General features: G+C 38.2%; 22 protein-coding genes and 1 riboswitch. Of the genes, 17 read left to right on the forward strand and 5 right to left on the reverse strand.

What is annotated here, in order from left to right; all coding sequences use genetic code 11:
• The first annotated feature begins 41 nt into the window (after window positions 1–41).
• Window positions 42–221 carry a YqzE family protein gene (locus tag CFK37_RS14160; RefSeq protein WP_089062469.1) on the forward strand — a complete coding sequence of 60 codons (180 nt, stop codon included), beginning with the start codon at window positions 42–44 and terminating at the stop codon, window positions 219–221.
• 195 nt (window positions 222–416) lie between these two features.
• Here the strand turns inward: CFK37_RS14160 and CFK37_RS14165 are convergent, their stop codons facing one another.
• Both CFK37_RS14165 and CFK37_RS14170 read right to left on the reverse strand, forming a co-directional pair.
• Window positions 417–1205 (reverse strand): YqhG family protein, encoded by a 789-nt coding sequence (locus tag CFK37_RS14165; RefSeq protein ID WP_089062470.1) that lies wholly within the window; start codon window positions 1203–1205, stop codon window positions 417–419.
• Window positions 1195–2853, reverse strand: a complete 1659-nt coding sequence (locus tag CFK37_RS14170; protein WP_089062471.1) for a DEAD/DEAH box helicase — start codon at window positions 2851–2853, stop codon at window positions 1195–1197. Before CFK37_RS14170 ends, CFK37_RS14165 begins: the two co-directional genes overlap by 11 nt.
• Before the next feature lie 347 nt (window positions 2854–3200).
• A riboswitch (glycine riboswitch) is annotated at window positions 3201–3297 on the forward strand.
• Window positions 3298–3456: 159 nt separating this feature from the next.
• On the opposite strand from CFK37_RS14170, the gene gcvT reads away from it, so the two are divergent.
• The 3 genes from gcvT to gcvPB are packed head-to-tail and all read left to right on the forward strand — an operon-like array spanning window position 3457 to window position 7375.
• Window positions 3457–4563 carry a glycine cleavage system aminomethyltransferase GcvT gene (gene gcvT / locus CFK37_RS14175; RefSeq protein WP_089062472.1) on the forward strand — a complete coding sequence of 369 codons (1107 nt, stop codon included), beginning with the start codon at window positions 3457–3459 and terminating at the stop codon, window positions 4561–4563.
• Window positions 4564–4575: 12 nt separating this feature from the next.
• The gene (gcvPA, locus tag CFK37_RS14180; protein ID WP_089062473.1) at window positions 4576–5925 is read left to right on the forward strand and encodes an aminomethyl-transferring glycine dehydrogenase subunit GcvPA; all 1350 of its coding nucleotides are present in this window, start codon (window positions 4576–4578) and stop codon (window positions 5923–5925) included.
• Complete coding sequence (gcvPB, locus tag CFK37_RS14185) at window positions 5918–7375, forward strand: aminomethyl-transferring glycine dehydrogenase subunit GcvPB (protein ID WP_089062474.1); 1458 nt, start codon at window positions 5918–5920, stop codon at window positions 7373–7375. Before gcvPA ends, gcvPB begins: the two co-directional genes overlap by 8 nt.
• Before the next feature lie 53 nt (window positions 7376–7428).
• On the opposite strand, the gene CFK37_RS14190 is transcribed toward gcvPB, so the two are convergent.
• Complete coding sequence (locus CFK37_RS14190) at window positions 7429–7797, reverse strand: rhodanese-like domain-containing protein (protein ID WP_089063667.1); 369 nt, start codon at window positions 7795–7797, stop codon at window positions 7429–7431.
• Between the two features lie 384 nt (window positions 7798–8181).
• Between CFK37_RS14190 and CFK37_RS14195 the strand changes: the two genes are divergently transcribed.
• From CFK37_RS14195 to CFK37_RS14210, 4 genes are all read left to right on the forward strand, one after another.
• Window positions 8182–10752, forward strand: coding sequence for a vitamin B12-dependent ribonucleotide reductase (locus CFK37_RS14195; protein WP_425445345.1), 2571 nt, complete (start codon window positions 8182–8184; stop codon window positions 10750–10752).
• A gap of 169 nt (window positions 10753–10921) precedes the next feature.
• On the forward strand, window positions 10922–12466 hold the full coding sequence (gene pruA, locus CFK37_RS14200; RefSeq protein ID WP_089062476.1) for an L-glutamate gamma-semialdehyde dehydrogenase: 1545 nt from the start codon (window positions 10922–10924) through the stop codon (window positions 12464–12466).
• A 147-nt stretch (window positions 12467–12613) separates the two neighbouring features.
• Complete coding sequence (mntR, locus tag CFK37_RS14205) at window positions 12614–13027, forward strand: transcriptional regulator MntR (protein WP_089062477.1); 414 nt, start codon at window positions 12614–12616, stop codon at window positions 13025–13027.
• A 76-nt stretch (window positions 13028–13103) separates the two neighbouring features.
• On the forward strand, window positions 13104–13991 hold the full coding sequence (locus tag CFK37_RS14210; protein ID WP_089062478.1) for a patatin-like phospholipase family protein: 888 nt from the start codon (window positions 13104–13106) through the stop codon (window positions 13989–13991).
• A 27-nt stretch (window positions 13992–14018) separates the two neighbouring features.
• On the opposite strand, the gene CFK37_RS14215 is transcribed toward CFK37_RS14210, so the two are convergent.
• On the reverse strand, window positions 14019–14396 hold the full coding sequence (locus CFK37_RS14215) for an SA1362 family protein (protein WP_245837225.1): 378 nt from the start codon (window positions 14394–14396) through the stop codon (window positions 14019–14021).
• A 330-nt stretch (window positions 14397–14726) separates the two neighbouring features.
• On the opposite strand from CFK37_RS14215, the gene CFK37_RS14220 reads away from it, so the two are divergent.
• From CFK37_RS14220 to efp, 4 genes are all read left to right on the forward strand, one after another.
• The gene (locus CFK37_RS14220) at window positions 14727–15236 is read left to right on the forward strand and encodes a YqhR family membrane protein (protein ID WP_089062480.1); all 510 of its coding nucleotides are present in this window, start codon (window positions 14727–14729) and stop codon (window positions 15234–15236) included.
• Between the two features lie 110 nt (window positions 15237–15346).
• Complete coding sequence (gene aroQ / locus CFK37_RS14225) at window positions 15347–15778, forward strand: type II 3-dehydroquinate dehydratase (protein ID WP_089062481.1); 432 nt, start codon at window positions 15347–15349, stop codon at window positions 15776–15778.
• 15 nt (window positions 15779–15793) lie between these two features.
• Window positions 15794–16855 (forward strand): M24 family metallopeptidase, encoded by a 1062-nt coding sequence (locus CFK37_RS14230; RefSeq protein ID WP_089062482.1) that lies wholly within the window; start codon window positions 15794–15796, stop codon window positions 16853–16855.
• Between the two features lie 31 nt (window positions 16856–16886).
• Window positions 16887–17444, forward strand: a complete 558-nt coding sequence (gene efp, locus CFK37_RS14235; RefSeq protein ID WP_089062483.1) for an elongation factor P — start codon at window positions 16887–16889, stop codon at window positions 17442–17444.
• A 93-nt stretch (window positions 17445–17537) separates the two neighbouring features.
• Here efp and CFK37_RS14240 read toward each other — a convergent pair whose 3' ends face one another.
• Window positions 17538–18164: a hypothetical protein gene (locus CFK37_RS14240; RefSeq protein WP_089062484.1), complete on the reverse strand. Its 627-nt coding sequence runs from the start codon at window positions 18162–18164 to the stop codon at window positions 17538–17540.
• A 175-nt stretch (window positions 18165–18339) separates the two neighbouring features.
• On the opposite strand from CFK37_RS14240, the gene spoIIIAA reads away from it, so the two are divergent.
• The 5 genes from spoIIIAA to spoIIIAE are packed head-to-tail and all read left to right on the forward strand — an operon-like array spanning window position 18340 to window position 21623.
• Window positions 18340–19320, forward strand: coding sequence for a stage III sporulation protein AA (spoIIIAA, locus tag CFK37_RS14245; protein ID WP_089062485.1), 981 nt, complete (start codon window positions 18340–18342; stop codon window positions 19318–19320).
• Window positions 19265–19777, forward strand: a complete 513-nt coding sequence (gene spoIIIAB / locus CFK37_RS14250; RefSeq protein WP_089062486.1) for a stage III sporulation protein SpoIIIAB — start codon at window positions 19265–19267, stop codon at window positions 19775–19777. The genes spoIIIAA and spoIIIAB overlap by 56 nt, the downstream gene beginning before the upstream one ends.
• 19 nt (window positions 19778–19796) lie before the next feature.
• Window positions 19797–20003, forward strand: a complete 207-nt coding sequence (gene spoIIIAC / locus CFK37_RS14255) for a stage III sporulation protein AC (RefSeq protein ID WP_089062487.1) — start codon at window positions 19797–19799, stop codon at window positions 20001–20003.
• A gap of 6 nt (window positions 20004–20009) precedes the next feature.
• Window positions 20010–20402 carry a stage III sporulation protein AD gene (gene spoIIIAD / locus CFK37_RS14260; RefSeq protein ID WP_089062488.1) on the forward strand — a complete coding sequence of 131 codons (393 nt, stop codon included), beginning with the start codon at window positions 20010–20012 and terminating at the stop codon, window positions 20400–20402.
• Between the two features lie 42 nt (window positions 20403–20444).
• Entirely contained in the window at window positions 20445–21623 is a 1179-nt protein-coding gene (spoIIIAE, locus tag CFK37_RS14265; RefSeq protein WP_089062489.1) for a stage III sporulation protein AE, read from the forward strand.
• The last annotated feature ends 8 nt before the right edge of the window (window positions 21624–21631 follow it).

A 21631-nucleotide genomic window follows, 5' to 3' on the forward strand; every position in this document is an offset into this window, starting at 1 on the left:
AGTGATACAAGCGTGTCATACTATTCAAAAGAGGTGATACCATGAGTGGAAATGACTATATCAAATATATAACAGGGCAAATTATTGCTTATTTAGATTTATCCACCGATGAAAAAAAGGCGAGACGGAAGGAACACAAAACATCAAAACATTCATTTTCAAACAGGTGGTTGGGGATGGTCCCCTTTGCCATGAAAATGTTATGGAAAAAAGCGAATTAATAAGCTGTATCTTGATATGCAGCTTATTAATTCGCTTTTTGTTTTCCTAACAGAAAAGATTATATTAAATTTAGCTCTATTATATCACGGGCGGCCCTTGAAGCAACTGTCTAAGTAAGGGACACTATGAACGCCATGCGTTGTACGGTCCTTTGCTTGTGCGTTGCTTCTAAAGGGTCCCTTTTGCATTTCTTTTTAAAATTCATCATTCAGGTAGAAAATGCCTCCATTAACCACTTTATAGGTGACTTTTGGTGAATAACGCTGCTTCATATCATCAATTTCTCTTTGCATATGGTCATCATTTGTTTCTTCATCTGTGCTGCTTGTATAAAAATGTTTGATCAGACCCACTTCTTCTTCAAGTGTTTGCAATGATTCCTGAGCCCAATTATGTGTTTGGTTATTGATATAACTGTCCAAAACATTTACGATTCTTCCAAATCCACTTTCCAGTCTGATAATGGGGGCAATTGTATAGCAATAGTCATCAATTGTTGGTTTCAGTGTAACGTTTTGTAATAAGTCCATCATATCTTTATACATTAACCCTTTGATTAAATGCAAACCGAGGGAAAGAATTTCATCTTTATTTTGTTTCCCGTGATAGCTGATTTTAATATTAATCACTAGCCAGGGATACAAAGCTGACTTTGTGCTTGAGCTGGAGGACTGGAAAAGCTTTGTATATTTCTCGTTTTCAACAAGATTCCGCAGTATTTGTTGTAACCGGGGACTGCCGAAATGAATCCAATCCCCTTTTTCTTCCCGCTTATCAGGATTTGTGATTAATGTAAGTGTAGATGTGTCACCTTCTCTCCCCATTTTTTTCATGTAGTGCCAGTAAAATGGTCTGTTCATTAACGCCTTATCAATTTCCTCGGTCAACTTTACCTGCAATAAGCCATCATTATTATTTAAAATGGTACAGTGTTGTGCAGAGAAATAGTCATGCAAAAATGAATTTAAGTTTTTAATTGCCATATTGCTGCTCCTTACTGTCGGTTGATTCTGATGTGCTCTCAATAATAGAGGTGAGGTTATTTAGCTTAATTCTTGTTTCGCCGTCAGAGGATGATTCAGCAAAAATTGCCTGAATTTCATCTTCCATATCTTTAATATTTAATTCGGCAAGAATTGCATCTAAATTTCCGATCACACGTTCAAATAAATTAATTTTTTCATATAACAAACTCATAATATGTTCTTCAACGGTTTCTTTAATTGCCAAATTATAGATAAATACATCGTTTTCCTGACCATATCGATGAATACGGCCAATCCGCTGTTCCAATCGCATCGGATTCCATGGTAAATCATAATTGATTAAGTGATGACAGAATTGCAAATTGATTCCTTCACCACCTGCTTCTGTAGCGATTAACACCTGGGCATGATTTTGAAATAACTGTTTCATCCAATCCTTTTTCCCTTTCTTAAATCCACCGCGAAAGGGGACAGAGGTTATCCCATGTTGCTGTAGAGTCCATTGCAAAAAGAGCTGGGTAGAGCGGTACTCCGTGAAAATAATTACCTTTTCATCGCCAATATCTTTTAGTAACTCAACGAGCTTTAGTGCTTTGCTGTGACCTTGGAGCTGCTCGATTTCTGTTAAAAGCGGATCAAACGCAGGTAAATCTGGTGACTTTGTTTGCATTTTTTTCATGGATAAATAGCATGCTTCCCTAGATGAACAAAGTTCCCGCTGCAATGTTATTTTAGTAAATCCAGGCAATTCAGCAGACAAGCCATGTAATTGATCATAAACCGTTCGTTCTTCATCAGAAAACGAAACCCATATGGTTTTAATATGGCGTTTAACCGTGTTTAATTCTGTATTTGTTCTGGTGTTTCGCACCATTACGTGTTGAATCAATTGTTTTAAATAGCTGTCCTGCTTAATTTTCTTCCGATCTGTCCCATAGCGCTGCAGAAATTCCTCGTAGTTTCCTAAATAGCCGGGTTTTAGTATCGAAACCAAGTTGAATATATCAGATAGTTTATTCTGTACCGGTGTTGCCGTTAGTAATAGGCAGTATTTTTTCTTTAGGGATCGTACAAATTCGTAATTCTGGGTTTTATGATTTTTTAACTTATGTGCCTCATCAATCAGAATAAAATCGAAATTTAAATCGGCAATTTGCTCACGGTGCGGATCCCGTTTCGCGGTATCAATCGATGAGACGATGATGTCACATTGGTCCCATGCATAGTTTTTTCGAAATGAGACAGCCGGTATATAAAATTTTTCATTTAATTCCTGCACCCACTGATTGACCAGTGAGGCAGGCACGAGAATCAGTACTTTTTGAATTAATCCCCGAACCATGTATTCCTTCAAAATTAGACCAGCTTCTATTGTTTTCCCCAATCCAACTTCGTCAGCAAGTATGGCCCTTCCATTCATTTGCTCAATGACCTGTTTTGCACATTCAAGCTGATGGGAAAGAAAATTCACATGGGGCACATACTCCAGAGCACGTAACTCATTGAAAGTCGGCGTCATTGTTGTTAGTTCGGCCTGATAAGCCATTTGGAATAAATCCCATGTCGAGAAGGGGCCATTTTGCTCCATTGTATGTTGTAAATCATTAATAAACGCTTTATCTTTTTCGATGTGTATAGAATCCATGTATAATCTTCCTTTATAATAATTGTATTTGGCTGTTTTCACATAATTTGTTGCTAATACCACCATAGTTGATAAAAAACTGCGACATATGGGCTAGGTTGTTTATCACCTACCCACGGAAAGCGCAGTGTTTTTTCGCAGTGTGTTAGCAATCAAATAAAGTTATGTCGCAGTTTATGGATTTTGGTTTAAAACAACATTCTTCTGGAAAACAGCCATATTATTTAATTAGTTAAAAGTTTAGTATTTCATCCAAGTGATTGTATGCTATAATGGAAAAAAATAAATAGATTTTTCGCAAGTAATGGTACATAGTATACCCAATTATTACTTTTTTCATAAAGCGAATGAATACAAGGGGAGAGTTTACTAACGATTTATTTTAGTAACGCCGAAGGAGCAAACAACTGTGAATCTCTCAGGCAAAAAGACTCTTGTAGGACGCAACTCTGGAGAGTGTTTACTGATATGTGAACCACCAACGAAGCAAGCATTTTTCTGGATTACGCCCAGTGGAGTGTGCAACTTTCTGGTTTGAGGACAGAGATTTCCTGGTATCAGTGAAATCTCTATTTTTTTATGGAAAAAAAAGGAGTGGATCAAATGAGTGAGTTAAAACGGACACCACTTTATCCGGTGTATCAGGAGTCTGGAGCTAAAACTGTAGATTTTGGTGGCTGGGATTTACCAGTACAGTTTTCCGGAATTAAACATGAACATGAAGTAACACGAACAAAAGCAGGTTTATTTGATGTCTCGCACATGGGTGAAATTACAGTTGAAGGAGCACAAAGTCTAGATTTCTTACAGCGGGTATTGACTAACGATATTTCTAAATTAACACCTAACCGCGCTCAATATACAATTATGTGTTATGAGAATGGCGGCACGGTTGATGATTTAATTGTCTACATGCTAGACGAGAACAGGTATCTATTAGTGGTCAATGCCGCAAATACAGAAAAGGACTTCGAATGGTTACAAACACAGAATCAAGATGCTGTAACAATTACGAACGTTTCAAAGGACTATGTACAACTTGCATTACAAGGACCGAAGGCGGAAGCTATTTTACAATCGGTGACGAAAGCAAATTTAAGTGAAATCAAATTTTTCCGTTTTGAAAATCCAGTATATTTCACAAATATCGATGCCGGTGCAATTGTTTCTAGAACAGGGTACACGGGTGAAGATGGGTTTGAAATATATATAGATGCAAAATGCGGGGTCGATCTTTGGAATTTGCTTTTAGAAGCAGGAAAAGAAGAAGGTATCGAACCTATTGGACTTGGAGCACGTGATACGCTGCGTTTTGAGGCTAATTTGGCATTATATGGACAAGAGCTTTCCAAAGATATCACACCTATTGAAGCGGGTCTTGGCTTTGCTGTTAAGGTTAATAAGGAAGCTGATTTCATCGGAAAAAGTGCTCTTAAAGAACAAGTGGAAAATGGCGCTGACCGGAAACTTGTCGGAATTGAAATGATAGACAAAGGAATTCCGCGTCATGACTACATTGTATTTAAAGGGGAAAATGAAATTGGATTTGTTACATCCGGCACTCAATCACCAACATTGAATAAAAATGTCGGCTTGGTGTTAATTAACAGTCATTTTGCAAAAGAAGGCACAGAAATTATGGTGCAGGTTCGCAAACGTAAATTAAAAGCAAAAGTGGTTAAGACACCATTTTACAAGCGCTCAAAATAGGGAGGGAATGAAATGGAATTTCGTTATTTACCAATGACTGAAGCAGATAAGCAAAAAATGCTCGAAACAATTGGGGTTGAATCTACGGAGGAATTATTTTCAGATATACCTAAACAAGTTCGTTTTAATAAAGAGCTCAATTTGAAGGAACCTACAAGTGAAGTTGAATTAAAAAGAGAATTGACGAAAATGGCCAGTATAAATGCCGATTCAGTGGAATATAGCTCATTTCTCGGAGCGGGTGTTTATGACCATTATATTCCCTCCGTTGTAGACCATGTTATATCAAGGTCAGAGTTTTATACAGCTTACACTCCATATCAACCGGAAATTTCACAAGGAGAATTGCAGGCGATTTTTGAATTTCAAACGATGATCTGCGAGTTGACAGGGATGGCAGTTGCAAATTCATCCATGTATGACGGAGGAACAGCACTGGCAGAAGCTGTTAACTTAAGTGCAGCAACCACAAAGAAGAAAAAAATTCTGGTTTCAAAGGCTGTTCATCCAGAATCCCGAGCAGTTATTGATTCATATGCGAAAGGTCCTCATCTTGAAATTGTCGAGATTGATCACAAAAATGGTTTAACGGATTTAGATCAATTAGCAAGCGAAATTGATGAAGATACTGCAAGTGTAGTGGTGCAATATCCAAACTTTTTTGGGCAAATTGAACCATTACAGGAAATTAACGAACTGGTAAATCAGCAAAAGAAAACCATGCTGATTACATCTAGTAATCCGCTTGCACTTGGATATTTGACTCCGCCGGGTCAATTTGGTGCAGATATAGTTGTTGGCGATACACAGGTGTTTGGTATACCCGCTCAATTTGGCGGGCCACATTGCGGTTATTTTGCCACTACTGCAAAGTTAATGCGTAAGGTTCCTGGACGTTTGGTAGGTCAGACAAAAGACGAAGATGGCTTACGTGGATTTGTATTAACGTTACAGGCCCGTGAGCAGCATATTAGACGTGATAAAGCAACATCTAATATTTGTTCCAATCAAGCGTTAAACGCGTTAGCTAGTTCAGTGGCAATGAGTTCGATTGGGAAACACGGTATTAAAAAAATGGCTAAGTTGAACATGCAAAAGGCCCGTTACGCAAAACAACAATTGAAAGAGGCCGGATTTGCTGTGACTACGGAGGGACCGTTCTTTAATGAACTTGTTGTGAAGCTCGATGGTTCAATTACGGATATTAATGAAAAACTACTCCAAAAAGGAATTATCGGCGGATACGATTTGGAACGGGCGTATCCAGAGCTTAATGGCCATATGTTAATTGCGGTAACGGAAATACGTTCAAAGGCTGAAATTGATGCTTTTGTTAAAGAACTGGGGGATATACATGGCTAACGAAAACTTTCCAATAATATTTGAACGCAGCAAAGAAGGCAGAACTAGCTATAGTTTACCAGAATCAGATGTCCCGGAATTTGATCTTAATGAAGGATTAGAAGACGCATATGTTCGACGAGAAGCACCGGATTTACCAGAAGTAAGTGAACTGGAAATAATGCGACATTATACAGGACTGTCCAGACGGAACTATGGCGTGGACTCCGGTTTCTATCCACTTGGTTCTTGTACAATGAAGTATAATCCAAAAATAAATGAGGATGTTGCCAGGCTCAATGGATTCAGCCACATTCATCCATATCAGGATCCTAAAACGGTTCAGGGTGCCTTAGAAATGTTGTATGATTTACAAACATCATTAAAAGAAATAACCGGTATGCATGAAGTTTCTTTGCAGCCGGCAGCTGGGGCTCAGGGTGAGTGGACTGGATTAATGATGATCCGTGCTTTTCATGAAGCCAACGGAGATACTGAACGTACGAAAGTGATTGTTCCTGACTCAGCTCATGGAACCAATCCAGCATCTGCAACAGTCGCCGGGTTTGATGCAGTTACAGTTAAATCAAATGAAAAAGGATTGGTAGATCTTGAGGATCTAAAACGGGTCGTTGGTAAAGATACTGCTGCGTTGATGCTGACTAACCCAAATACGCTTGGTTTATTTGAAACAGAAATCCTTGAGATGGCAAAAATTGTTCACGAAGCCGGTGGGAAATTGTATTATGATGGTGCAAATCTGAACGCAATTATGGGGTATACACGCCCAGGTGATATGGGATTTGATGTTGTACACCTTAATTTGCATAAAACATTTACTGGCCCTCACGGTGGCGGCGGCCCTGGATCGGGACCTGTTGGTGTTTCAAAAGAAATTGAGCCATACCTTCCCAAACCACTTTTAATAAAAGGTGAAAATGGCTATGAATTTGAGTATGAACGTCCAAATTCAATCGGGCGGGTTAAACCATATTATGGTAACTTCGGAATTAACTTAAGGGCATATACGTATATCCGGACAATGGGTGCAGAAGGTCTTAGGAAGGTTAGTGAATATGCTGTGTTAAATGCTAATTATATGATGCGGAAATTAGAACAGGAGTTTATCCTTCCTTATCCACAGCATTGCAAGCATGAGTTTGTTCTTTCTGGAAAAAAACAGAAAAAACTGGGTGTCCGAACATTGGATGTTGCGAAGCGCTTACTTGATTATGGATACCATCCGCCAACAATCTATTTCCCATTAAATGTTGAGGAAGCATTAATGGTGGAACCAACAGAAACGGAGTCTAAAGAGACACTGGATGGGTTTATCGATACGATGATAGAGATATCAGAGGAGGCTAAAAACGATCCAGAGAAGGTACAAGAGGCTCCATACACAACTATTGTGAAACGGATGGATGAAACAACTGCTGCAAGAAAGCCGATTTTACGATATTATAAGTAATAAGAGAAAAAAAGGGAGTTGAAACATGATGTTTCAACTCCCTTTTACACGTATTATGATTTAACCTTACCTGTCCAACGTTTAAATCCGCCTTTTAGCTGATTCAAATCCAAATAGCCTCGCTTATGAAGCATTTGTGCCGCTCTTGCAGATCTGCTGCCACTTTGACAATACAGATAAACCGGCTTATCTTTTCTGATCTCAACAAGACGCTGCTTCATTTGTGTAACTGGTATGTTTCGTGCTCCAAGAATATGGCCTTTTTTAAATTCTTGTGGTTCTCTTACATCTATTAATTGTGCTTTTCGATATCCTTCTCTGAATTGATCTTCAGTCAGCGTTTTTAAATATTTTCGCTGGTTTAAATATCGTAATGTGATATAAACGATAAGTGCCACTATTATCGCAATTAATAGTATCATTTGTAAGTCCATTTTATATCCCCCAATTTTTCTCTTTTCCTACTTTCTCTATTATATTGTGATTACCACTATTTTTCAAAGTATTTCTGTTACAGAATTTTGTCAGATGTGGACTGTAAAATAGATTAAAGTTGTTTATATCAATAAAACTGGCGTATTAGCGGATTGCAACTCTGAAAAAAGACTGTATTGGTTTTTTCTATGCTATATATCTTTCTTTTTCGTCCGAATTAATCGTTTTTCGCTTGTTTTCAACAATTGACATTTTACAAGTTATTCGTTCTAATCACAAGATATAGTATTTTTTATAAAACGCGTTACTATATATTGTTATTTTTAAACAGGAATGATAAAGTAAGAGATAGAAATTATATAGAGGGAGTGATGACATTGTCGATTGCTGTTGAAGAGAGCAAAACGATTGACGTTATCCAGTTAAACAAAGATATTGAATCATTTCAACAGGTGCATCCAATAACCGATGATATGAAATTAACCCATAAAGGTGTATCGCGGCTGGTAATGCTGGATCGATATGCTTTTAAGGATACAGAGAAAAAAACATTAAAAGATGGAGATTTTGTGGTATTAACCGTAAAGGCAGATCCAAAGTTTCCTGCACGCGGCTTGGGATTTGTGAAGTCAATTAATTGGGAAGAAAAGTTTGCTGATATTCAAGTGGATCAGGAGTTTGTCTCCGTATTGGATAATGAAGCGGAAGCGAAAACAGGGGTTGTGAAACGACCACTCGATGTAATTGATAAGCCACTTGAAATTTATTATGAACAAATCGCCAGACGTAATGCAACAGGCTTATCAAATGTAGAGCAAACACAGGAAAAACAGCAGGAATGGTTTGATAAATTTAATCATGAACTAGCCAATTTAAATTTTATTCCTGCCGGACGAGTATTATATGGTGCCGGAGCTGAAACAGACGTAACGTACTTTAACTGTTACGTGATGCCATATATAAAGGATTCACGCGAGGGTATCTCAGATCATCGAAAACAAGTGATGGAAATCATGTCACGAGGCGGTGGAGTAGGGACGAATGGATCGACTCTACGACCGCGAAATACATTAGCAAGAGGCGTTAACGGAAAGTCATCCGGATCGGTTTCCTGGTTAGATGACATTGCGAAACTCACACATTTAGTTGAGCAAGGCGGATCAAGGCGTGGTGCTCAAATGATAATGTTAGTAGATTCTCACCCTGACATTATCGAATTTATTATTTCAAAAATGCAGAATCCAAGAATTCTACGTTACTTAATCGAGAACACGGAAGATGAACAAATTAAACAACTTGCACAAGAGAAACTGAAATTCACCCCGTTAACCGAAACGGAAAAAGATCTCTACCAGGGAATTGTAAACTATCAAAGCATTCCTGGACTTGGTGGATTTACAAACGATGCTATAAAAGAGGCAAAAGAAAAATCAAATACTGGCGGAACGTATTCTGTGCATAATTCGGAATTTCTGACCGGTGCCAACATCTCCATTTGTTTAACCAAAGAATTGATGGCGGCCATTGACAATGATGAGATGTATGCACTGCGTTTTCCTGATGTTGAGAATTACACTGAACAGCAAATGAAAGAATACAACGAGAATTGGCATGAAGTCGGAGATGTGCGTAAATGGGAAGAAATGGGATATGGCGTACGTGTATACCGCCGTATTAAAGCAAAAGAACTATGGAACCTCATTAATGTATGTGCGACATATTCAGCGGAGCCTGGAATTTTCTTCATCGATAATGCAAATGAGAAAACAAATGCAAAAGCATATGGAGATCAGGTAGTGGCAACAAATCCGTGTGGTGAACAACCGCTAGCACCATATTCTGTCTGTAATTTAGCAGCAGTAAACTTGTCGGAGATGGCTAATCGTCAAACTAAATCAATTAACTTTGAAAAGTTGAAACAAACAGTACGTACCGGTGTAAGGATGCAGGATAATGTGATTGATGCTACACCATATTTCTTAGCAGAAAATAAGAAACAGGCATTAGGGGAACGTCGTGTCGGTCTAGGTGTGATGGGGCTGCATGATTTGTTAATCTATTGTGAAACTGAGTATGGTTCGGCTGCAGGAAATGAGTTAGTGGATCAGATTTTTGAGACCATTTCAACAACCGCTTATCGTACATCGATAGAATTAGCTAAAGAAAAAGGAAGCTTTCCGTTTCTTATTGGGGAATCTGATACAGAAACATTATCATTAAGAAAAGCATTTATTAGCACAGGTTACATGAAGGGAATGCCAGAAGATATAAGGGAAGATATTCTTAAGTATGGAATTCGTAACTCTCACCTCTTAACTGTTGCACCTACTGGGTCAACCGGGACAATGGTCGGCGTTAGTACAGGATTAGAGCCTTACTTCTCATTCACTTATTATAGAAGTGGCAGACTTGGTAAATTTATCGAAGTGAAAGCAGATATCGTTGAAAAGTATCTGGAAAATAACCCTGGACAAGATCCAGATAACTTACCACATTGGTTTATTACAGCAATGGAATTGGCACCGGAAGCCCATGCCGATACACAATGTGTAATCCAGCGCTGGGTAGATAGTTCCATTTCAAAAACGGTAAACGCTCCGAAAGGATATACGGTCAACCAAGTGGAAAATGTGTATCGCAGGTTGTACAATGGTGGGGCGAAAGGCGGAACGGTTTACGTTGATGGAAGCCGTGACTCTCAGGTGCTAACACTAAAGGCAGAAGAAAATACATTTAGTGATAATAGTACCAATACAGTTGTCACACCAACGAAACCAAAAGTAGTATTGGTCGATACCGTCCATGAGTTGGACAAAACGAATGTTACCATTGGCTCCGAGGTAGGAGATACCTGTCCTGTATGCCGAAAAGGCAGTGTAGAGGACATGGGTGGATGTAATACATGCACAAACTGTGGTGCACAATTAAAATGTGGTTTGTAAGATGAATAGAGACGAAGGACCTGAATTCTTTTACGAATTCGGGTCCTTTTTGGGTGCGAAGTAACATCTTTTTCTGGTAACAACATTTTCCATATTGGTTCTGCTATGTTTTATCTCTGACTAAAAGGGAACATCCCAATTAGAGACGCAAACAAGGAGGATGTTATTTTTGGTATTACCATATACACACGAACCATTTACTGATTTTACTAATGAAGAAAATCGCAAAGCCTTTGAAGCGGCTCTAAAGCAGGTAGAAAGTGACTTTGGCAAAGAGTATGATCTCGTAATTGGTGGAAAACGGATAACCACTGACAAGAAAAATAAATCGATTAACCCTTCAAATAAGGAACAGGTGGTTGGAGTGGTCTCACAAGCGGATCAGGAGTTAGTCGAAAAGGCGTTCCAATCCGCAAAAGAAGCTTTTAAAACATGGAGCAGATGGGATCCAAAAGTCCGGGCAGAAATTCTATTTAGAGCGGCTGCGATAGTTCGACGTCGCAAACATGAATTTTCCGCGACGATGGTCTATGAAGCAGGTAAACCTTGGGGACAAGCAGATGCAGATACAGCTGAGGGAATCGACTTTATGGAATATTACGGCCGTCACATGATTGAGCTTGCGCAGGGTAAGCCAGTAAACGACAGGCCAGGTGAAAATAATGAATACGTCTATCAGCCAACAGGTGTCGGTGTTACCATTCCACCTTGGAACTTTGCCTTTGCAATTATGTGTGGAACGACCGTGGCACCACTTGTAACAGGTAACACAGTATTGCAAAAACCGGCAGAAGATACACCTGTCGTTGCCGCAAAGCTTGTTGAAGTTCTTGAGGAAGCTGGCCTGCCAGACGGTGTACTGAACTTTGTACCAGGTGATCCTAGTGAAATTGGTGATTACCTCGTTGACCATCCCACGACGAAATTCGTTAATTTTACAGGTTCACGTGCAACAGGTACACGGATTTATGAAAAAGCTGCTAAGGTACAAGAAGGACAAAAACACCTCAAACATGTGGTCGTAGAAATGGGCGGAAAAGACACGATTATCGTTGACAAGAATGCTGATCTTGATCTTGCTGCAGATGCTATCGTTAACTCCGCATTTGGTTTCCAGGGTCAAAAATGTTCAGCTTGCTCACGGGCAGTAATTCATCAGGATGTTTATGATGAAGTGTTAGAAAAATCAATTGAGTTTACGAAAAAATTATCCGTCGGCAACCCGGTAAATGATACGTATATGGGACCTGTCATCAACCAAAAGCAATTTGACAAAATCAGGGACTATATTGAAATTGGCCAAAAAGAAGGCAAGTTAAAAATAGGTGGAGAAATTGACGATACAAATGGTTATTTCATTCAGCCGACTATTTTTGCAGGACTTGATCCAGAGGCAAGAATTATGCAGGAAGAAATTTTCGGTCCTGTTGTTGGTTTTACGAAAGCAAAGGATTTTGATGAAATGCTAGACATAGCCAATAATACTGATTATGGTCTAACAGGTGCAGTTATTTCAAATAACAGAGAACATCTAAACCGTGCCCGTACAGAATTTGATGTAGGAAATCTGTATTTTAACCGGGGCTGTACGGCAGCAATTGTGGGATACCACCCGTTCGGAGGATTTAAAATGTCAGGTACAGATGCAAAAGCCGGCGGTCCGGATTATCTGCAAAATTTTTTACAAGCAAAAACGATATCTGAGCAATTGTAAACAAAAAGGTAAAAGAAAGGAACTTTCCAGCAATGCTGGTTAGTTCCTTTTTTTACTATCACTTGTCTGCTATTGGCTGTTGATGTATGCTTTTTATAGAAACAAAGTTGCGCTGACTAAAAAATTATTCACTGAAAGAGGGATCATATGCCAACACCAAGTATGGAAGATTACATCGAACAAATTTATATTTTAATGGAATCAAAGGGATATGCACGAGTTTCGGATATTGCTGAACAGTTGATGGTACACCCTTCATCCGTGACAAAGATGATCCAAAAGCTGGACAAAGATGAGTATGTGAATTATGAGAAATATCGCGGATTTATCCTCACTTCGAAAGGCAAAAAAATTGGAGAGAGGCTTGTTTTCCGTCACGAACTCTTAGAACAGTTCCTTACGATAATTGGTGTTGATAACGATAAGATTTATGACGATGTTGAAGGAATTGAACATCATTTAAGCTGGAATTCAATTGATCGAATCGGTGGATTGGTAAGTTATTTCAATGCGGACAAAACCAGGATTGAAGATTTAAGAAAAATGGACAACGAAAATTAAAAATGTATTTGTCCACCGTTCTAATTCACTATTTTTTTGCTTAAATATGTAACAAGACATCATAAGGAGTTGACCAATGAAAATAGACGTAGTGTTTTCAGGTGGTGGGGTGAAGTCTTTTGCATTTTTGGGTGCCTTAGAAAGTATGAAGGCTCATAATCTCGAATTGGAACGAGTTGCGGGAACATCCGCGGGGTCCATTATAGCTGGTTTACTTGCTGTTGGTTATTCACCAGGCGAATTAGATGAAATGATGAAGAAATTAGATCTGCGTGAGTTTCTTGATCCCCCTTTAATCAGCAAGTTACTCCCATTAAGTAAATGGTTTTATTTATATTTTAAAATGGGGATCTATAAGGGGGATTGTCTGGAAGAATGGTTGTACAATTGTCTGGCTGAAAGGAATGTGTACACGTTTCGTGATTTAAAACCAGGTTATTTAAAAATAGTTGTAAGTGATCTTTCTTTAGGGAAATTAGTTGTTATTCCAGACGATTTAGAACGTGTATATGGGCTTGATCCGAATCATTTCCTAATAGCAAAGGCGATAAGAATGAGTGCGGGTTATCCATATTTTTTTATGCCCAAGAAAATATCAGGTAAAACATCAAGAAGAAGTGTTATCGTTGATGGCGGCTTATTAAGCAATTACCCATTATGGGTTTTTGATAAGCCAAATGAACGAAATTTACGACCCGTTTTAGGGATTAAACTGAGTGATGATATTGAAAATACGGATCCAAAAAAAATAAAGAATGTCGTGGATCTGTCACAAGCACTTTTCAAAACAATGAAACAGGCACATGACATAAGATATATATCTACTTCTCATCAAAAAAATACGATTTTTATCCCGATAAAACGAGTGGACACAACAAATTTTCGAATTGAAGATAAAGTGAAAAAGCAACTAATCGAATTGGGGAAAGAGAGTGCTGATGTTTTCTTAACAAGCTGGCCATAATCGTTTATAACAATAAGAAAAACGAGCTCAGTAAGTAGCTCGTTTTTTTCGTTTATGCTTATTGCCATCAATTACCCGAAGATGTGTTGCACGTTTACTGGATTTCCTCTTTATGAGGGAAGCCGGTTTTTTCTTGTTTCCGGGAATTGAACTAAAAGTTTTATTGGCATATTTTGATTTCGACTGTTTAACCGCACTTTTATATTTCTTCATATCATTGGAGGTTGCCCTTCTCCTGAAAAAGAAAACATAGATTACCGCAAAAATAGCTACACCAATTCCAAGCATGATCATTATGTTTGTTAAAAAATTTACCGTATTGGTAAATAATTGTGTTACTAACCCTATAGCAGCAAGGCCCAGAATCACATAGAGAAATACAGAAAATTTATTACGAAACATCATTTGTCCTCCTCTCAATTTTAACGGGCGAATTTATTTTCTATTAGTACTCATATACCACTTCTAACCGGTTTTATAGCATCATTTTCTACAAAAGTTGTAAAATATGGAGCAACTACTCTAGATTCTTTCCCTTTTCGCTCAAATTATTCAGGAACTATTATCTTTTATTTAAAAGAAAAGAATACACTTTTCCTAAATACTTCCATAACCTTATTTTACTAGAAACTTTCTCCTTTCACTAGCTATGAACATTCATTTTTATCAAATTTCTACTAATACACATGATAGGTTTAACGGAAATGGGTCATACTATTGATGGAGGTGTAGGATATGGCAAAAAGAGAGAAACTGGAACAAAATAATCGGGAAGAATCCCGTTCATTGCTGGCAAGATCTTTATTAACGGGCTTTATTGGGGGGCTTATTGCGAGTATCCTTGGGCTCATTATGTATTACTTTAACTTTTCAAAGGTTGGACCAACATCTTACATATTGCGGTCATGGCTTGAGGCTAAATGGACACATGAGTGGTTAGGTGATGTCATATCAATTGTACTGACGGGTGTGATTTCCATTGTTGTTGCATTAATATATTATGGGATATTTAAAAAAATGCATTCGATGTGGGTTGGCGCCGTGTTTGGCATTGTACTCTGGGGGATTTTATTTTATTTGCTGCAACCGATTTTTCCAAATATCCCGCCATTGACTGAGTTAAATAAAGACACGATTGTCTCCACTCTATGCCTCTTTATTTTATATGGCACCTTTATTGGATATTCTATTTCCTATGATTATAATGATACAGTTGTACGCGGAAAACAATTGGATAATGGATAAAAACAGCGCACGATTGTGGCTGTTTTTTTCTTTATCATTATTAATATTCCATCGTTTATGATAAACTAAAAAAGTCTAATCATCACCAGGTATAAAGGGGTAAATTTCATATGAAGCGTCTTCTGCTAGTAAATGGTCCTAACCTAAATATGCTGGGCAATCGGGAAAATGATATATATGGTGATTTTACCCTAGCGGATATTGAGAAATCGTTGGAACTCTTTCTGAAGGATAAAGGGTATGATCTAGATTGTTTTCAATCGAATCATGAAGGAAAACTGATTGACAGGCTCCAGGAAGCAAACGGAAAATATACGGGCATTATTTTTAACCCGGCAGCATATACGCACACAAGCATTGCTTTACGGGACACAATTAAGGCAATCGACACCAGAGTTATTGAGGTACATATATCGAATGTGCACAATCGCGAGGAATTCCGTCATCGTTCACTGCTGGCACCTGTTTGTTATGGGCAAATTGTTGGGTTGGGATTTACGGGTTATAAACTTGCAGCAATAGCATTAATTGATAAAGAATAGAAGGGAATGGGAAAAATGGAGAAAATTGAAAAATTACGATCAGCGTTATCAACCGCTAATTTAGATGCACTTATTATTACAAATCCTTACAATAGAAGATACATAACTAATTTTACCGGAACGGCCGGTGTGGCCATTGTCAGTATGTCTGACACACGCTTTATTACGGATTTCAGATATACAGAACAGGCGAACGAACAAGCAGTTGGATTTACAATTGTTGAACATAAAAAAGGCATAGTTGAGGAAATTAATAAACAGTTAAATGAATTAAATGTTTCCCGTGTTGGTTTTGAAAAAGATGATCTGACGTATGCGACGTACGAAATTTACAATAAAACGATTGATAAAGAATTGGTTCCAGTAAGCGGTATTATTGAAAAGCTCCGCTTAATCAAAACAAGTGATGAAATTTCAATTTTAAAAGATGCTGCGAAAATAGCGGATGATGCTTATGAGCATATCCAAGGTTTTATCAAACCAGGCGTAAAAGAGATAGATGTATCAAATGAACTTGAATTTTTTATGCGTAAGCAAGGGGCAACTTCATCAAGCTTCGATATTATCGTTGCTTCCGGCTACAGATCAGCATTGCCGCATGGTGTTGCATCAGACAAAAAAATTGAAAGCGGGGAACTTGTGACATTAGATTACGGGGCGCTTTATAAAGGATATTGCTCTGATACAACCCGCACAATTGCTGTTGGTGAAATAAATGATGAATTAAGAAATATTTATGATACTGTACTTACTGCACAATTAAAGGGTGTGGAAGGAATTAAACCTGGTATCACTGGTGTCGAAGCAGATGCGTTGACACGAGATTACATTACAGAAAAAGGCTATGGCGATTATTTTGGCCATTCAACAGGACATGGCGTTGGCCTGGAAGTTCATGAAGGCCCCAGCCTATCCTATAAGTATGAAGCTAAACTTGAAGCAGGAATGGTTGTTACCGTAGAACCAGGCATTTACGTACCGAATGTTGGAGGATGCCGAATTGAGGATGATATTCTCGTGACAGAATCCGGATACGAGCGTTTAACAAATGCTACAAAGGAGCTTATTCAGTTATAAGCAACGGTTGTGAAAAAGGAGGATTCAGTAAATGATTTCAGTAAATGATTTTAAAACAGGTTTGACAATAGAAGTGGACAATGATTTATGGCAGGTTATGGACTTTCAACATGTGAAGCCAGGAAAAGGTGCAGCATTTGTGCGCTCCAAATTGCGTAATTTGCGGAATGGAAATATTCAGGAAAAGACATTCCGTGGTGGAGAAAAGGTGGAAAAGGCGCATATTGAAAATAAAAAAATGCAGTACCTCTATGCATCTGGTGACGCACACACGTTCATGGATACAAACACGTATGAACAAATTGACTTACAAACCAATCAAATTGAAAATGAGTTAAAGTTTATTAAGGAAAATATGGAAGTAGCAGTTATTACCCATGACGAAGAGGTTCTTGGCGTTTCGCTTCCAAACAACGTAGAATTGCAAGTGACAGAAACAGAACCGGGAATTAAAGGTGACACAGCAAGCGGTGGTACAAAATCAGCGACACTTGAAACAGGGATTACTGTCCAGGTACCATTCTTCATTAATAATGGGGACGTTTTGATTATCAGTACCTCAGATGGAAAATATGTATCAAGGGCATAACCAACATAAAAGGCGAAGTTATTCTAGTGTTTCGTTTTTAATTTTTCTAACAAAAAGAGCATTCCGATTGGGATGCTCTTTTTTTGTTTGCATTTAGTCTATTTGATCAATCATCGTATTGGCGATTTTTATTAATTGTTCTTTACTGGTAGAAACTTCTTTATCTTTTCCTTCAACATATTTCACCACATACCGAATTGTTTCATCTTTTCTCAGCCAGCTTATTTCTTTTTCTTTCTCACTTTCAGTATAGTATCCAGTAATATTTTCAGTTAGTTCGGCCTCACTCGTATAGTCACCAAATGTCACGTCCTGCCCTTCCACATCAAATGCAATTATGTGGATTCTAGGGAAACTATTTTTGGATTTTAAAATAATATTAAAATTGGTTTTAACGCCCGGGGGTAATATACCAGTTGCCATGGTAAACACGTCAACCGCGTCTACTGAAAATGGGAGAGAACCCAACTGGGGCACGATAACCTTTTTTTGAAATTCCTGAGGCAAGCCCATCCATTTTTCTTTTACGGTCGGATTTTTCTCGATTACCGTTTGTAATGGATCATCAGACTTTGACGCCGTATCTGGTTTTTCCGGTTTAGTCGTTTCGGACTCTTTTGTTGATGTATCTTCTGATTTGGATGATCCCGAGGTTGGACTGCAGCCTACAACAAAAATTGCCAGCAATAATACAACCATTGCTTTTTTAAAGTTTTTCATGTTACCTCCTAAAGACTAAATATAGTTTTTTTATATAGAGAAAGTTTAACATATAAAGCAATTCTGAGAAATATATATCTACTAATCGTTCATATCCTATCAATTTTGTCATATCAATTATCAATCAACCATATAAATACTATAAAAATCAAAATGTTAGCAAGGTGATAATTTTATGGACGAGATACTGCGCTTATTTCCGGATGACATAAAGGACGCCATTCAACATAAGGTTCATAAGCGGTGGGGCGAGTTGCAGGAAATCCGTTTCCGGCTTAACCAACCGCTTGAGCTTATATATGATACAAAAACTGAGTGGATCCACCAAGTAAAACCAAAACAAAAGGATGGAATATTTGTATTAAATCAGTTAAGCAGTTTTTCCCTATACCGAATGGAGGACGAGCTTCGTGAAGGGTACGTCACAATTGAGGGCGGGCATCGTGTTGGACTCGCTGGAAAAGTGAATACGCTCGGTGGAGCGGTCAAGGCAATAAAACATATTACTTTCTTTAATATTCGAATTGCAAAGCAAAAGGTAAATGCTGCCGCGCCAATTGCCCCATTTCTTTACAGGGACAGTAGTTATATGAATACGCTTTTCATCGGCCCTCCACAAACAGGAAAGACGACACTGATAAGAGATATAGTTCGGTTAATTGCAACTGGCTGGAAAAGCATACCTGCCAAAAAGGTAGCTGTTATCGATGAGCGTTCGGAAATAGGAGGTTCTATAAAAGGAGTTCCACAACATAATGTAGGATTAAGAACGGATTTAATGGATGCTTGTCCGAAAGCTGAAGGTATGATGATGATGATTCGATCGATGTCACCGGATATTCTAGTCGTTGATGAAATTGGGAGCAAAAAAGATGTACAGGCATTAATGGAGGCAATTCTCGCAGGGGTTATCGTGATTTGTTCTGTGCATGGACAAACCCTTGAAGAAATTAAAAAGCGCCCTTCCCTGCAACCACTATTTCAACAGGATGTTTTTAAACGGTTTGTACTTTTGGAAAGACAACAACAGCCGGGAATTATTAAGGAAATATATGATCAAAATGGCATCAGCATTCTGGAAAAAGAGAGGTGCTTGGCAAATGGAGTGGATAGGAGCACTTCTATTCATCGGCACCACTACATGGATAGGTTTTGAAATTAGTAACAAACTGCGAGATCGTCCTAAACATATTCGTCAACTCAAAAACGCTCTGCAAATATTAGAGGCTGAAATCCTTTATAGTCAATTGCCACTTAGGGATGCATTTGACAGTATAGCAAAACAATTACCAGATCCTACGAGAACCTTTTTTCAGGACCTCGCAATTAATCTGGATGAAAATAAAACGGACTTGTTCAGTGTATGGAGTCAACATATGGAAATGCTTAACCGGATATCCGCAATTGGTAAGAATGAAAAAGAAATTCTTAACCAGTTTGGCCGGACACTCGGCCAGCATGACTTTAATCAGCAACAAAAGCATATTCAATTAGCTGTACATCATTTAGACCGCGAGTTGGAGGAAGCGCGGGATAATGAAATGAAATATAGTAAGATGGCCAAAAGCCTGGGCGTATTAAGTGGTTTATTCATTGTCCTTCTACTCATTTAGTAAGGAAAGGGGTACATCAATGCTTACGGATGCATCCATATTATTTCAAATAGCTGGAATCGGAATTATCGTAGCTTTAATTCACACCATTTTAAAACAGATGGGAAAAGAAGAAATTGCCCAGTTTGCAACGCTGGTTGGTTTTATTATTGTTCTCATCATTGTTATTAATGGTTTAGCCGATCTATTTCAACAGATTAAATCCGTATTCCTCTTTCAAGGATAGATTCACATGGACATATTACAGATTGTAACGTTGGGGATAATTTCAAGTATTTTATTTATTATTTTAAAAGATACACATGCTTCTATTGCTTATCTTTTAATCATTTTGACCGGAATCGTTATATTATCGGTAATTATTACCCAAATCGGTTCCGTATTAAAGTTAATTGACTCGCTAGGCGAAAAGGCCTCGATAGACGGCATTTATATGGAAACGATTCTTAAGATAATTGGAATTGCCTACATTGCTGAAATAGGCGCAAACATCACCCGTGACGCGGGACTTGCATCGATTGCTTCAAAGATCGAGCTTGCTGGGAAAGTATTCATTTTATTATTGGCAGTTCCGATCATTTCGGCGGTAATAGAAGCAATTCTGAACTTTTTACCAGTAAGCTAAGTTCAAAGCCTTAAGAACTTAGGAAGGGAGTAGTAATTATGGATGGGATGTTCTAAATGTTTTGTAATTATTGCAGTTATCATTGTCATTCTATCGTTTGCAGGCACTGTTTCAGCATCCACATCCACACCAATTACGGAGATCGAAACGGATGTCCTTGACAAGGTGTCATTAGAAGGTATTCAGCAGCATTGGAATAAATTAATTGGTGAGTATGGTGGATATTTACCGGCCCTTGAAAAATCAAGTTTATATGAGTTTATAAAAAGCAATGGAGACTTCTCTGTAAAGAACACCGTACTAGGGCTAGGAGAATATTTATTTCATGAAATAATTGTAAACGGAAAACTGTTGGGGATGTTGCTTATGTTGACCTTGTTTTCCGTTTTATTACAAACGATGCATACTGCCTTTGAGAAAAGTATGGTCAGTAAAATAGCTTACTTTACAGTCTATCTTGTTTTATTATTTATTGCGGTAAATAGTTTTTATTTGGTCTTTTCCTATACTAAAGACGCGATCGATGCAATGAGTAGCTTTTTAATTGCTTTGCTGCCATTAATTCTTGGTTTAATGGCTACATTTGGCAGTTTGATAACCGTTTCCTTTTTTCACCCAATTATCATATTTTTAATTTTTGCTAGCGGGGTGCTTGTTTCCAATTTTATATTGCCCTTATTGTTTCTATCCGCCTTATTGCTGATAGTCTCAAGTTTGACTGACAGCTATAAAGTTACCCATTTAGCGAGTTTACTTAAATCCGTCAGTTTAGGAGTATTGGGTGTATTTTTAACAATATTCTTAGGCGTGTTATCCGTCCAGGGGGCTGCCAGTGCCATTCAGGATGGGGTGGCAATGAAAACGGCCAAGTTCATTACCGGAAACTTTATTCCAATTGTTGGAAGAACCTTTACGGATGCAGCGGATACGATTCTGAGTGCTTCATTGTTATTGAAAAACTCAGTTGGGATTGTTGGGCTAATCGTGATTGTGCTCATAGCTCTTTTCCCAGCACTAAAAATATTCGCGATAGCTTTTATCTATAAAATTGCTGCAGCAGTTTTACAGCCTATAGGGGATGGACCCATCATAACGAGTCTTAATGTAATTAGTAAACACATCATGTATATTCTCGCGTCATTAATAGCCGTCACCCTTATGTTCTTCCTGGCAATAGTAATCCTAGTTGTGGCTGGTAATATAACGTTAATGCTCAGGTAGGGGGCTAG

It is taken from the genome of Virgibacillus phasianinus, assembly GCF_002216775.1.
Classification (GTDB): Bacteria; Bacillota; Bacilli; order Bacillales; family Amphibacillaceae; genus Virgibacillus_F; species Virgibacillus_F phasianinus.

Bases quoted from the DNA above. Each gene is read 5' to 3' on its own strand.
- CFK37_RS14160 (WP_089062469.1), top strand. From the start codon at position 42: ATGAGTGGAAATGACTATATCAAATATATAACAGGGCAAATTATTGCT.
- CFK37_RS14165 (WP_089062470.1), bottom strand. From the start codon at position 1,205: ATGGCAATTAAAAACTTAAATTCATTTTTGCATGACTATTTCTCTGCA.
- CFK37_RS14170 (WP_089062471.1), bottom strand. From the start codon at position 2,853: ATGGATTCTATACACATCGAAAAAGATAAAGCGTTTATTAATGATTTA.
- gcvT (WP_089062472.1), top strand. From the start codon at position 3,457: ATGAGTGAGTTAAAACGGACACCACTTTATCCGGTGTATCAGGAGTCT.
- gcvPA (WP_089062473.1), top strand. From the start codon at position 4,576: ATGGAATTTCGTTATTTACCAATGACTGAAGCAGATAAGCAAAAAATG.
- gcvPB (WP_089062474.1), top strand. From the start codon at position 5,918: ATGGCTAACGAAAACTTTCCAATAATATTTGAACGCAGCAAAGAAGGC.
- CFK37_RS14190 (WP_089063667.1), bottom strand. From the start codon at position 7,797: ATGATACTATTAATTGCGATAATAGTGGCACTTATCGTTTATATCACA.
- CFK37_RS14195 (WP_425445345.1), top strand. From the start codon at position 8,182: ATGACATTGTCGATTGCTGTTGAAGAGAGCAAAACGATTGACGTTATC.
- mntR (WP_089062477.1), top strand. From the start codon at position 12,614: ATGCCAACACCAAGTATGGAAGATTACATCGAACAAATTTATATTTTA.
- CFK37_RS14210 (WP_089062478.1), top strand. From the start codon at position 13,104: ATGAAAATAGACGTAGTGTTTTCAGGTGGTGGGGTGAAGTCTTTTGCA.
- CFK37_RS14215 (WP_245837225.1), bottom strand. From the start codon at position 14,396: ATGATGTTTCGTAATAAATTTTCTGTATTTCTCTATGTGATTCTGGGC.
- CFK37_RS14220 (WP_089062480.1), top strand. From the start codon at position 14,727: ATGGCAAAAAGAGAGAAACTGGAACAAAATAATCGGGAAGAATCCCGT.
- aroQ (WP_089062481.1), top strand. From the start codon at position 15,347: ATGAAGCGTCTTCTGCTAGTAAATGGTCCTAACCTAAATATGCTGGGC.
- CFK37_RS14230 (WP_089062482.1), top strand. From the start codon at position 15,794: ATGGAGAAAATTGAAAAATTACGATCAGCGTTATCAACCGCTAATTTA.
- efp (WP_089062483.1), top strand. From the start codon at position 16,887: ATGATTTCAGTAAATGATTTTAAAACAGGTTTGACAATAGAAGTGGAC.
- CFK37_RS14240 (WP_089062484.1), bottom strand. From the start codon at position 18,164: ATGAAAAACTTTAAAAAAGCAATGGTTGTATTATTGCTGGCAATTTTT.
- spoIIIAA (WP_089062485.1), top strand. From the start codon at position 18,340: ATGGACGAGATACTGCGCTTATTTCCGGATGACATAAAGGACGCCATT.
- spoIIIAB (WP_089062486.1), top strand. From the start codon at position 19,265: ATGGAGTGGATAGGAGCACTTCTATTCATCGGCACCACTACATGGATA.
- spoIIIAC (WP_089062487.1), top strand. From the start codon at position 19,797: ATGCTTACGGATGCATCCATATTATTTCAAATAGCTGGAATCGGAATT.
- spoIIIAD (WP_089062488.1), top strand. From the start codon at position 20,010: ATGGACATATTACAGATTGTAACGTTGGGGATAATTTCAAGTATTTTA.
- spoIIIAE (WP_089062489.1), top strand. From the start codon at position 20,445: ATGGGATGTTCTAAATGTTTTGTAATTATTGCAGTTATCATTGTCATT.